Source organism: Gilliamella sp. Choc6-1 (genome assembly GCF_001690385.1).
GTDB classification, from domain to species: Bacteria; Pseudomonadota; Gammaproteobacteria; order Enterobacterales; family Orbaceae; genus Gilliamella; species Gilliamella apicola_A.
In genome coordinates this window covers 1-12,303 of record NZ_LZHI01000008.1, presented here as the reverse complement: position 1 = coordinate 12,303, position 12,303 = coordinate 1, and the positions used below count along the sequence as shown (strand labels likewise).

Genomic DNA, 12,303 nt, shown 5'->3' with positions numbered 1-12,303 from the left:
AAGCTTACCAGCAGGAAGGATTACCCGTTACTTAGATAAACTGGCCGAATATCATGGATATCCATTAAAAATACGAGTAGATAATGGACCAGAATTTACAGGAAAAACCTTTATAAACTGGGCTAAATCACATGATATAGCCATTGATTATATAAAGCCCGGTAGCCCTTATCAAAATGGTTACATTGAACGATTTAACCGGACTTATCGAACTGAAGTGTTAGATTTATATCTTTTTAACAACCTAGCGCAAGCAAGGAGAATAACCGAAGAATGGCTCACCATTTATAATACCGAAAGACCGCATGAGGCGTTAAATAACATGACACCACTCAAATATAAAATATTAAAACAAGCAGCTTAATTTTCTACGTGAGTTGTGTACTAAGTTTGGGGCATTTACAGTTGTGGTATTGGTTGTCTCGCTATTTTCTGGAGACGTGTCTTTGGGTTGATTCAGTTTAGATAAATATTTAGCGACATCATCCCCCATAACATTTCCTTGATTTTCTCTTTGGTCTTTTCTCAAGCTGTTACTTGTTTTTCTAACGCTTCCATTTTGGCATAAGATTCAAACTGCTCTTTAGTCAACTTTTCCGATAGCGATTGTTGATAATCAGCAGGAAAACGGCATATTTCTCGTTTTAGTGTTTAAAATCCTTTCGCTTCAGGGGAGTCCTTTGCTTTACCTACACGGCTTAAGTATGCATCAAATTTTGCTTCGTCACCTACAGCTAAAAATCCCCTATATTGTTTATCGTTTTTATCAATAAACACAAGCATCAATAGCTGAACAATGAAGCCATTTTTTTATGACTTTATTTTTAGTGGTATTATACTCAATATAATAAAATGTATTATTCTGCTCCAATAAATGAACTATATCACCTTTCACTAAATACATTTTTGTTTGTTCATTAACTTCAGGTTTATTGTATAAATAAGATTTCATGACTAAAGAATATGCATCGTCATAATTGATTTGAGTATGCGTTTCAACACAACTCCCTTTTACTTTACCATTTTCCCATCCATCAACTCTAGGTCTTACTTTTTTAAATAAGTCATCGTTTTTAGTTAATTTATCCAAACTAATATTGGTTTGATGAGAACAATATTTTGCTATAAATTCTTCATCTGATGACCATTGCTGTATCTCAAAGCTTACTTTATTAAGTGTATATAAATTAGTACGTTTATTTAATTCGATATCATAATAAATCTTAAAGAACCCTCTGTCAGGAAAAGAAGTCACAATTCTTATTAAATTATTTTCATCATAACGGCTTAATATTTTTTCAAAGCGATTACCACCATCCTCATCAAAACTTGGTATCTTTGTGATCAAATTATCATTATGATAAAGTGCAATAAAATCTCTGTTATTTTCCGTATCAAAAATTGCTTTATTAACCAACTTGTGGTCAATATTAAATATCAATTTTTCAGCATATACGGTCACGGAAAAAATAATTAAATAGATAGCGAATATAGATTTAAATTTTATTAATACATTCCTCATAACCCAAAATCTCTTTTAATCTGTTTGTATATTCAATACGTTCATTCAAATGATTGTATCCGCCATTAACCAAATATGTTACCTGCTCTATTTTGCACTTTCGCTAATTCCTTACTAAGTGCAACAATTTCGCTACCCGATGTGTTGGGATAGATTACATGGGGAACCTGAAGCAAAATAATTTACAGCACCATCAGCACGTATGGAAATAAAATGATCGGCATCATTTACAGGGTCGTTTATTTGGTGACAAAATTATCCATCATCTCTAGCTGGCAAATACACAAAATTGAAGATAGGATCTTGTTATTCCATGTACGAAAATCAATACCTTTAATTCCCTCTATTCCTATTACTCTTTTAAATGATTTATTGAAATTTTTGGCATGTACTTCTAATATGCCTTTGTTTGAAGATGTGTTGCCATTCCAACCATATTAAGTTTGAGCTTCTACAAGTGTAAACAACTCAATGTTTTCCTACACCATTATTTATTCTGAAGTAGCAAGATCTTTTATATTTATTTTATGAAAATCCAAACATTGATTAAATTTTATTTCTAACTCTTTGTTATAAATAACTTTAACTGGATTTAATTCATCATATGTAATATTTTCCATGCTTTTTCTTTTATAGTTGTATTTTACCCAACCTAATACAGCCAACACACCTCTATTTTTATTTTTTTCAGTATCAGAGTCATAGACTTTGAAAAAAATTGAATCATCATTGACTGAAATATCATATAAATCGATAAGTAAGTTTTTCCTTGATGTTACTTCTGGAAGAAAATCACTAGTTTTAAGCATTTCTTCAAAAATGGATACACAATCGTTCAATTTTGCATTTGCATTACATGTTACGCTTAAAATTATCAAAATTTGTAAAACAAATATTATTGGAACTTTAATTTTCTTTTGCATTTTCTTCCTCTATTTTATTAACAATTCTTGGAATAATTTTATTTAATATATTTTTATAAGCTTCTTGAACAGCAGAATTTGTCGAATGCCAACGAGCATAATTACCATTATATTTATTAATATAAAAAACTAAATACTCCATTGCAGCTAACACAGAAGGGAAAATTATAAACTCTTTAGGTCTATCTTTTATTTGAGCATTTCCTCCCTGCTTGCTCAATCCAACATTTTCAAATAAATGTGTAGTTCCTATAGGAGTATAATTGAGTATAATTTGGATTTAATAAAAAGAACTCTTTATCCCAGCCATAATATGGAGGATAACCAAAAGACTCCATTCCTCCTGTTCCTGTCTTCTTATATTGTAAAGATTTAAAATGTGCAGTTTCAGAACGATACATTCTTTCAATTATTATTGCCATATCCTTACCATACTTTTCGTATATAGCCCTTAAAGCAAGTTCTGCATTTTCTAGAGTATAATTTCTTATAAGATTAATTTCCTCATTAAAATAACTCACCATAGCCAGCGGATGAATAAACCATGCCTTACCATCAGCACTAAGTGCGGCAGGTGGGGTAGCGTCTGTTGGAGTGGCTTTGGTATCAGTTGTGTTGGTATTTTCTGGTTGTGTGCCATTTGTTTGATTTAGCTTCGCTAAGCCTTTAGCGACATCATCCCACCATAACATTTTCTTGATTTTCTCTTTACTTTTTTCCCAATCCATGACCTTTTGTTCTAATTTTTGCACTTTTTCATGAATTTCAATTTGTCCTTGGGTCAACTTCTGCTTTGGATTGCTTTTGTAGTCTTTTGGGAATCGGTCAATTTTTCTTTTTAGCTCTTCAATCCCTTTTTTTACTGACTGTTGTTTGCTTGTTTCTAGTGTGTTGATATAAGCATCAAGTTTTGCTTCATCTCCTTTAGTTAAATAATTCAGTACATTGTTGGCATTTTCTGTCATTTCACTATTTAACGCTTCCCATTTGGGCAATTTTCCTTCTGAGTCAACTTTGCCATACCATTCACTTTCATAATTGATTAATATGCGACTAAGAGCCGAGGCTAATACCGGCTTATCAATAAGCCCTTTAAAGCTGTCCGTTGTTATCATCGCATATTTTGGTGAGTTAGCACTGTATTGTTGGTCTAATAGTGTTAATGTCTCTTTTATTGTTGGCGGGTATTGTTCAAGTGAGGCATTATCCTTATTTCTGCTTAAGGTTTTTTTAGCACTAAGATAAATTTCTTTCAGACTGGCATTTTCTTTAATTTGTTTAAAATCAAACCAATCCCAGCAACTCACTTTCTTTACACCTTCGCTATTGGTTGATATCCAACCTGACGAAATTGTTATCTCGTTGAGCGGTCTTTCTATTTGAATCCATAAAGTCTCTTTATCATCCACGGCTCGATTTATTCTTGCTTTAATATTATTATCACTCATATTAAGTAAGAGCGGTGTGTCAGTAATCAGTTTGCTACTAGTTAATTGACTATCTTGTAATGGGTGCTTACTCCATGCCGGTGTCTCCATTTTTACACCAAGATATATTAAATTATCCATTCTGACCACCATTAACGAGCTGAGTTACCTCTTGCACCGTACCTGATTTAGCAAGATCTTTTAATTTAACAAAACGATTTATATTTCGATTGTGGCTACCTGTTTTAGTAAAGCAAAATATAAAAGCTGATTCTATTCCATATTGCATTGAACTTATTAATAAATCTGGATTAGCAACAAAATCTTGAATATCATTAGAATTAAATTGGCAATTAGTAAGGCGTAACTAATGGCATATATTCATGTAACTCATAAGCATGTTGATACATAATATCCATTAAACAATTTTCATCCTTACAAAAATCTCTTTTTTGAATAAATTTTCTTTGATTATTATAAATTTCTTTAAACTCTTTCAGATCATTATTGTAGTCATAATATTTTTTTATAGCGTAGTAAATGTCATGAATACTTCTGTCCAATCCTGAAAGATAAACATTTTGACAGATTAGTTTTTCCGATAATTTTTTGGCTATTAAGCAAGAAAAACTTGGTTCAATATTCTGATGTTTTATTCTCTTTATTTCTAAAATTGAATCATATGTATTTATTATTAAATATTCGTCAGCATTTTTTTCGAAAAGTGTCCACATTTTATTAATATTAGGGCAAAAAATATTTATTTGGTTTATTGATCGTTTTATATCGATGTCAAAAGATTTAGAAGTTAATATTTCATTATTATTTTTTGCCATTTTCTTATTCAGAATGTCGTCAAAATTAACAGCAAATTTATTTACCTTATAATTTAAACAATTTTCTATCTGATCACCAGAATATATATTTGTTTTAATAGCATTTTCTTCCTATTGAAGTATTCTATTAAGATAAATTGGATCATCATAAGATACTTTTTTTGTGTACGCTGCATCGCTAACATATACTTTAGATACTACCCAATTATTTAAATCTGCTTTTATTGAGAATGAAAAAAGCAGCCCAATTAGTATATAAAAATTACGAAACATATTTTTTCCTTAATAAATTTTAGTCGCATATATGCCTTTTTCAAATATTTCTCGTTCTTTTTCTCTTCTTCTTTTTAAACCTTCTAAAACTTTACCTCCAGATTTCTTTCATATCATATCCAGGACCTAAAGTAATACCACTTCCTTGTCCCGGCCAGTGCAATTTATTAGAAACATTTTTTCGAGCTTCTGCTAAATAAATAAAATTTAATCCTGCTTGTGATGTTTTTAATTTATTATTAATGTTTTTATAAAATGAAGTTATCATTTCAACTGGATGAATAAACCAAGCCTTGCCATTAGCGCTAAGAGTAGCTGAAGGCGTGTCTTTGGGGTGATTCAGTTTAGATAAACCTTTAGCGACATCATCCCACCATAACATTTTTTGATTTGTTCAGATATTATTCTTACATAGTCAAATTAATGTGCTTGTAAAGCCGAAGAATGAACCCATTTAACAATTAACTTCTGGGTTTTAGTTAAATATCGGATTTGATAAAAATCGTCTCGGTACTGTAATAATTCTACCTTGTCATCTTCAATTAAATACATTTTAGTTTTTGATTTTTCCAAAGCATCATCATATAAATAAGCCTGGTTAACAGCTATCTTTTTAATTATTGGTTTTCTATCAAAAAGATTATGCTCATTTGTCACCAATAAATAATTTAAATTTTTATTATAAATTTTACGCTGCACCATATCACAATCAATACATTGATCTTCTAATATTATTTGATAATATTTCTCCTTTTCTTTATAAAGTTTTTCATACCACTTCCCTCCATCAAGAAAACGATTAATTAATTGATCATTGGTTTTCTTATAATCACATAACTGAGAACCATCGCTTAAAATTTGTTTCTCTTTAGTTTGAATAATATGATTTTTTATTTCATAAAGCGAATAACACTTATTAGGTGTAGAATTATATTTTAATGTCATCAATAAATAATTTTGACCCAAAAATTTGTCAATTGATAAGATTGACTCATCAATTTCATCATTCAACTCAATGGGTACTTTAATATGTTGACAATCAGAACTATTATCAAAACAATGATAAATTGATTGTTTTATTTTATTAAATTCTATACTTCCATATGAATGTGTCGTTAGGAAATAAAAAAATAATATTGATATTTTTACTAATTGCATATTATTGAATAATATTTAATTATTTAATTTACATTAATCATCTAATTCTTCTAGCTCCTGATTCTGTAATAACTTGTTATTTTTATATATACTTAATTGATTATCTCGAATAATGTAATAATAATCATTGTTTTGAAATTGATACCCTAATAAGCGATGAGATGAATAATGATTTATAGTTTCCCCTTTTAAAAATATATATAGCTGATCCTTCTTTCTCGTTCCTTCATAATAAACATTTTTACAGTCTAATTCCCCCTCTTCGCAACAATAGGATATTTTAATATTATATTTTAAAGAGTTATATTTAGTTGTATACAGACAAGAATGATTAAAATCATTAGCTAAACAAACAAAAGATAGTAATGACATCATAATGAAAATTATTTTCATATTTCTTTATATTCTCCATCCAAATGACTATATGTAGTATATTTATTATTTTTAAATAAATAATATTCCGAACGTCTTCGATTATTAACGCCTTGATTAAATTTTCCTTGGGAGTTACTCCAAGATAACCATGCTTCCTCTAATGAATTATAAGTATAAGATCCTTTTGGATTATTTATCATTTTTACTACAGTTGAATTCTTAAATCCCCCAATACCAATATTAAAAGAAAAAGCAACTAAAGCATCAAATTCATATTGATGAAGCGTTATTTTTATATTTTCAGAAACAACCTTAATATATCCTTTTAAATTTAAATCATCAGAAAGCAATTTTTCTGCTGTGGCTTAATCTATACCATTTTTATATAGTTCAAATTCTTCAGATGATTTGATTAAATGCCCAATACCAATAGTAGCTCCTTTAGTATAATTTGTAATAGTTTTACCTGTTTGAACATCATACGGCTTCAACCTTAATCCTTCCCATTTTTTTAGAAATGTAATTCCTTTTTTACTAAATTTGATTTCTTTATAATCAGCAAGCTGCATAATAGTAACGAGATGAATAAACCACGTCCTGCCGTCAGCGCTAAGGGTGGCTGTGGCTGGTGGGGTGTTGTCTGCTGGGATGACTAAGTTATATGCATTTTCATAATTGATTTCATTATTATATTTAACACAACTACCTTTTACTTACCATTTTCCCACCCATCAACTCTAGATCTTATTTTGTTGAATAACTTGTTGTTTTTAAGCAATTCATCTAAACCAATTTTGGATTTGGCTGTAACAATAAAAAGGTACCCTTATTTCAATATTTGTAACCATCACCCTTCACCATAATTCCAAGGATTAAAAGCATACCCTTTAATCCATTTTATTATTTCTCCGTGCTTTTTACTGATATAGCTTACCTTAAACCAGACATTAGAATATTGGTCTTTATCCCAAATTACATCTAGAATTTTGACAAAATCGTTTTGTACTAAATACATACTTTCTGGCTCATTTTCATTGGGGTTATTATAAAGATTGATTTTTTCTTGTTGAATATAAGACTTGATATTGGGTTTTATGGTAGATTTATTTAATAGTTCTAATAATATCTTTTTATCATAAAAAGTAATATTCCCTTTTGCATCAATAATATCTAATCCAATAATTCCCTCAGATTTTGTTTTACCCAATATTCGTTGGTAAATTTTTGATTCTTTAAAATGGTATTCTTTTTCCTTATTCACCATAATAACTATAAATTTATTTAAAAAGTAATCATTGAGTGATGAATAACGTCGATAAAAATTGATATCATCTATTTTACCAATAAAAGCATCAAATTGTTTGTCAGATAAATATTTATTAGTTTCAGGAAAGTATATGTTATGGTATATGCTGTATAAGTAAAACTCAGGAAATAAATTTAAAATTGCATCTTCACCGAATCCATCTTCGATAATTTGTTGATCGCCACAATAAGAATATTTTGCTTCCATAAAATTTTTCAATCTTTGGTTAATATATACACATTGAACCATTAACTCATTATTTTTAATCATAATAGGTATATCTGCTTCAATAGATTCCGTAGCTGGCATAAAGTAATGAAATGCAGGCTTATCATTCCATGCTTCCAATTCAATATTCAGCATTCCCCATATTCCAATTACATTTTTATATAATTTATTGATGTTTTCTGCCTGTACTTCTAGCATGGCTGGTTTTGAAAAAAATTCTTCCTCATCATTATTTTTATCCTCACAAAAGTAAGATATAAATTTATAAACTTTAGAATTAATGTTAAATTGTTTATTTTCTATAAATGATTTATTTGAACAAGACAGCTTTGCATAACTGACATTACTGATTATCATCACTAATATCAATAATATTATTTTTCTCATTCTAAAATTCCTCAGTTAAATTTGATGTCTTTCGAAGGATTGATTCAAATAGCTTCGCAAAAAAGGCTATATTATCAGCACTATCACTTCCATTTATTACTGCTCTTGCTGCTTTGTAATTAATATGGCTTTTATAGATATACCTTGGCAATTTACCACCAGTAAAAATCCCTTTCATCATCCCCCAAATCATTATTGGCACGGCATAATCAAGTTCTGCTGCTTTATCGGGTTGATCAACAAAATCAATACCAAAATAATCACTCGCTTTTTTATAATTATTTTTCCACGTTAAATGAACTAAACCTCGACCACGATATTTATAACCATCCCCCTCTTCTGTATTTCCATTGTTCTTAGCCCTTTTTTTTAAGGATTCATTGCTTGCTAATACAGGATCATATTTATTAAAATATGCTTTTCCTAAACTGCCTGAACGTTCTTCCAGTGCGCAGAAAAAATCACTTCCCCACGTAGCTTCCCAACGGGCTGTCGCTAACATATAAGATACATGGTAAATATTTGGTTTGAATTTATCATACTTTTTGTAAAACAGATTTATTCTTTTAATGATCCCTCGAAGAGTATCTTTTGATTTTTGATTAAAGTCTGGAACGACATCCTTCTCATTTGCTTTAAAATTTTTATGTTCACTTTCGTATTTGGTAAGGAAACTTTTAACATCTATCAAATCTTTCCATGAAACAAAATTAAATAATGCTACCGGATGAATAAACCACGCCCTACCATCAGCGCTAAGCGTGGCTGGTGGAGCTGAGTCTGTTGGGGTGGTTGTGGTATTGGTTGTCTCGCCATTTTCTGGAGACGTGCCTTTGGGTTGATTCAACTTAGCTAAGCCTTTAGCGACATCATCCCACCATAACATTTTCTTAATTTTCTCTTTGGTTTTGTCCCAAACCATGACTTGTTGTTCTAATTTCTGCACTTGTGCATAAATTTTAATTTGTTCTTGGTTCAGCTTCTGCTTTGGATTACTTTTGTAGTCTTTTGGAAACGTTTCAATTTTTCTTCTTAGCGCTTCAATCCCTTTTTTTACTGACTTTTGTTTGCTTGTTTCTAGCGTGTTGATATAAGCATCAAGTTTTGCTTCATTTCCTTCATTTAAATAATCCAATACATTGCTAGCATTTTCTGTCATTTCACTATTTAACGTTTCCCATTTTGGCAATTTGCCTTCTGAATCAAGCTTGCCATACCATTCACTTTCATAATGGATTAACATGCGACTAAGTGCCGTGGCTAATACCGGCTTAGCAATAAGCCCTTTAAAACTGTCCGTTGTTATCATCGCATATTTTGGTGAGTTAGCACTGTATTGTTGGTCTAATAGTGTTAATGTCTCTTTTATTGTTGGCGTGTATTGTTCTAGTGATGCATTATCCTTATTTCTGCTTAAGGTTTTTTTAGCACTAAGGTAAATTTCTTTCAGACTGGCATTTTCTTTAATTTGCTTAAAATCAAACCAATCCCAGCAACTCACTTTCTTCACGCCTTCGCTTTTGGTTGATAGCCAACTTGACGATATAGTGGTATTTTTATCGTCAAGTACTTTTTCTATTTGTATCCATAACGTATCTTGCTCATCCACCGCTCGATTATTTCTTGTTTTAACCTTATTATCTCTCATATCAAGTAGTAGTGCTGTGCCAATATTATAATTGCTGCTCGTTAATTGGCTTGCTTGTAAGGGGTGTTTGCTCCATGCCGCTGTATTTGTAGCTAATTTAATTTCACCATTAGATTTTGCTTTTTTGGCTATCTCCTGCGTATTTTCAATCCATAATGTTTTTTTGTCTGTTGCAGAGGTTTTAATTTCTATTTGTAACCAGTTTATATTGGTTTCTTTACTTAGCACTTTTATTTTAGTGCCTTTAAGTGGTGTTCCAACGGTTGTGTCTGCTTGACTTGGTAGTGTCAATACTTTAACGCCTTTTGATATAGCTAATAGTGTTTTATCTTCATCGGCTAGTTTTCTCGCCTCTGCTTGAGTTTGGCTAATGTACTTTGGTAAGTCTTCACAGGTAAAACACTCAACATGTAAATTCGGTTGAAATTCGCTCCCTTTCATACCTTGTGCAAGCGGTAGGGTTTCTATATCAATATAATTCCCCTCTTTATCTTTTTTTTTATCAATCGCCTTATCTTGATTATGACCAATATGCCCAACTAAATCACCTGCTACAATTGGAAAAGGTTTATCTAATACCACAACCTCATTATATTTTTTACCTCTAATTATATTTTCAAGACAATCAAAATAAACGTATTTTTTCCCTGCTGGTAAAGGAATAGTGGGGTTTCCATCTCGAATCACTTCGATTAATTCAACAAAATTTTTCGGTTTTTTGGTACCGGATATTTTAATTTGAGTACCTTCAGGTAGCATGGAAATAATATTTTTTTTATTCTCATCCCTTATTCTTATCCCTCTGGATTTGGCGAAATTGCTATCTTTTCCAGTTATTTCAACTATCGGAACAGTGAGTGGTTTTTTAGTCTGATTGTAAATCCAACCGATAATTTTATTTCCCTTATAATCATAAGGTGTTAATTTAGGTATCGAACAATACCCTTCCACTAAAGACGAAACAGCATACCATTTATAATCTTGTTCATGTAAATCAAGATTTAAATTCACTTTGGTACCCGATTGTAATACAGCTAAAATATTAGTACTCTTTGAACTATCTGGTGTCTTTCGAATATTTACCCCTGTTACAAAATCTAATGCCTTATTACTTTTAACGCGATAAATATCGCGCTCCCAAAATGCTGGTACTGGTTCTTCTGGGTTATCATCGTAATATTGAGTATCAGCCAGATGCATATACAAACTGTAAAAATAAAGACGATGTCCCGGCTGTTTTTCTTTTTTAGATTCTGCTGCTTCCGTGGTTGACGCTTCATTTGATGGCGTTGAGGTATCTGTAGTTGGATTTGTAGTAGCACTAGATGTTTGAGCTGCCTTAGTCGTTGTTTCTGATGCTTGCGTTGTGTTGTTATTCGTTGGGGTATTGCTTTCTGCCTCAGCGACTTCTTCTATACGATCCATTTCCAATAGGTGTCTAACCAAAACAAAACCCGTTGAGAAAAAACTAACTTTTTCAACATAATCAACTTTTTGATAATGATCATTAACCCGATAAGCTATAACTTCACCATCAGCAATGCAATGCACTTTACGTACTTTTACATCACCTAATTCCTTAAGAACATTATGATCGAAATGAATTCCACCATGTACCTGTTTGTTTATACTAACAGGATAAAACCCTCTAGATGCCGACATTAATGCTGTATAATAAGCATTAGCGCTTACTTGTTGTTTTTCATTTACAATAACGGGATATTTCCATTTTTTAATTGGTGTTAGTGCCATTGTTTATACCTTTATCCTGAAAAATCGATATGTTCACTATTTATTAATCTTGTAAGCGCGATGTCAACATCACTTTTCAAGAAGCTATTTGTGTTATTTTCTATACTCGCCGCTCCCATCTTTTGCATGACATTACATTTAAAATAAACATTATCCTGTGTGCCCAGTTCAATGCCTTCTTCGCTGATTTTTATATATGAACCGCCACACATTAAGGTGATTTTTTCACTGGCGGTTATGATTAGTTCACCATCGACACTGTCAATTTTTATATCCTGCTTGGCGGCCATGTTGAGGTTGGCGTTTTGGGCTTGCACCACAATATCGCCTTGGTTGGCAAACAGTTTCATGCCTGATTTGTGGGCAAATAAGCCCATCGCTTCGCCCGATGAGAGGGTAAGGTTTTTTAAGGCGGCAATGTCAGTTTGGTTTTCACTGGTTAAAGTAACGCTGTTGCCGGTGGAGAGT

Annotated in this window: 15 protein-coding genes; 1 reads left to right on the top strand and 14 read right to left on the bottom strand. The window is 31.3% G+C overall.

What is annotated here, in order from left to right:
- A partial coding sequence (locus tag A9G36_RS00340) for an integrase core domain-containing protein (RefSeq protein ID WP_141670591.1) occupies positions 1 to 364 on the top strand: 364 nt, incomplete at its 5' end.
- 287 nt (positions 365 to 651) lie between these two features.
- On the opposite strand, the gene A9G36_RS10335 is transcribed toward A9G36_RS00340, so the two are convergent.
- The 14 genes from A9G36_RS10335 to A9G36_RS00275 form a co-directional block, all read right to left on the bottom strand.
- Positions 652 to 783 carry a hypothetical protein gene (locus A9G36_RS10335; protein ID WP_255305541.1) on the bottom strand — a complete coding sequence of 44 codons (132 nt, stop codon included), beginning with the start codon at positions 781 to 783 and terminating at the stop codon, positions 652 to 654.
- Positions 767 to 1,522 carry a hypothetical protein gene (locus tag A9G36_RS00335; protein ID WP_065585245.1) on the bottom strand — a complete coding sequence of 252 codons (756 nt, stop codon included), beginning with the start codon at positions 1,520 to 1,522 and terminating at the stop codon, positions 767 to 769. The genes A9G36_RS10335 and A9G36_RS00335 overlap by 17 nt, the downstream gene beginning before the upstream one ends.
- Positions 1,523 to 2,013: 491 nt before the next feature.
- Positions 2,014 to 2,445 (bottom strand): hypothetical protein, encoded by a 432-nt coding sequence (locus tag A9G36_RS00330; RefSeq protein WP_065569335.1) that lies wholly within the window; start codon positions 2,443 to 2,445, stop codon positions 2,014 to 2,016.
- Positions 2,429 to 2,665 carry a hypothetical protein gene (locus A9G36_RS00325; protein ID WP_065585244.1) on the bottom strand — a complete coding sequence of 79 codons (237 nt, stop codon included), beginning with the start codon at positions 2,663 to 2,665 and terminating at the stop codon, positions 2,429 to 2,431. The genes A9G36_RS00330 and A9G36_RS00325 overlap by 17 nt, the downstream gene beginning before the upstream one ends.
- Before the next feature lie 10 nt (positions 2,666 to 2,675).
- The gene (locus A9G36_RS00320; protein WP_065585243.1) at positions 2,676 to 4,013 is read right to left on the bottom strand and encodes a hypothetical protein; all 1,338 of its coding nucleotides are present in this window, start codon (positions 4,011 to 4,013) and stop codon (positions 2,676 to 2,678) included.
- Positions 4,006 to 4,161, bottom strand: coding sequence for a hypothetical protein (locus A9G36_RS09950; protein ID WP_176700999.1), 156 nt, complete (start codon positions 4,159 to 4,161; stop codon positions 4,006 to 4,008). Before A9G36_RS09950 ends, A9G36_RS00320 begins: the two co-directional genes overlap by 8 nt.
- A gap of 64 nt (positions 4,162 to 4,225) precedes the next feature.
- Positions 4,226 to 4,708, bottom strand: a complete 483-nt coding sequence (locus tag A9G36_RS00315) for a hypothetical protein (protein WP_065585242.1) — start codon at positions 4,706 to 4,708, stop codon at positions 4,226 to 4,228.
- 364 nt (positions 4,709 to 5,072) lie between these two features.
- Complete coding sequence (locus tag A9G36_RS00310) at positions 5,073 to 5,363, bottom strand: hypothetical protein (RefSeq protein WP_065585241.1); 291 nt, start codon at positions 5,361 to 5,363, stop codon at positions 5,073 to 5,075.
- Positions 5,364 to 5,401: 38 nt separating this feature from the next.
- Positions 5,402 to 6,139 carry a hypothetical protein gene (locus A9G36_RS00305; protein ID WP_065585240.1) on the bottom strand — a complete coding sequence of 246 codons (738 nt, stop codon included), beginning with the start codon at positions 6,137 to 6,139 and terminating at the stop codon, positions 5,402 to 5,404.
- Positions 6,140 to 6,528: 389 nt separating this feature from the next.
- Positions 6,529 to 6,864 (bottom strand): glycoside hydrolase family protein, encoded by a 336-nt coding sequence (locus tag A9G36_RS00295; RefSeq protein WP_065585238.1) that lies wholly within the window; start codon positions 6,862 to 6,864, stop codon positions 6,529 to 6,531.
- Between the two features lie 15 nt (positions 6,865 to 6,879).
- The gene (locus A9G36_RS00290) at positions 6,880 to 7,083 is read right to left on the bottom strand and encodes a hypothetical protein (protein ID WP_065585237.1); all 204 of its coding nucleotides are present in this window, start codon (positions 7,081 to 7,083) and stop codon (positions 6,880 to 6,882) included.
- Between the two features lie 278 nt (positions 7,084 to 7,361).
- Entirely contained in the window at positions 7,362 to 8,435 is a 1,074-nt protein-coding gene (locus A9G36_RS00285; protein ID WP_065585236.1) for a hypothetical protein, read from the bottom strand.
- Position 8,436: 1 nt separating this feature from the next.
- Positions 8,437 to 11,835: a hypothetical protein gene (locus A9G36_RS00280; protein ID WP_065585235.1), complete on the bottom strand. Its 3,399-nt coding sequence runs from the start codon at positions 11,833 to 11,835 to the stop codon at positions 8,437 to 8,439.
- 11 nt (positions 11,836 to 11,846) lie between these two features.
- The coding region (locus A9G36_RS00275) for a DUF2345 domain-containing protein (RefSeq protein WP_141670590.1) at positions 11,847 to 12,303 on the bottom strand (457 nt) is incomplete at its 5' end.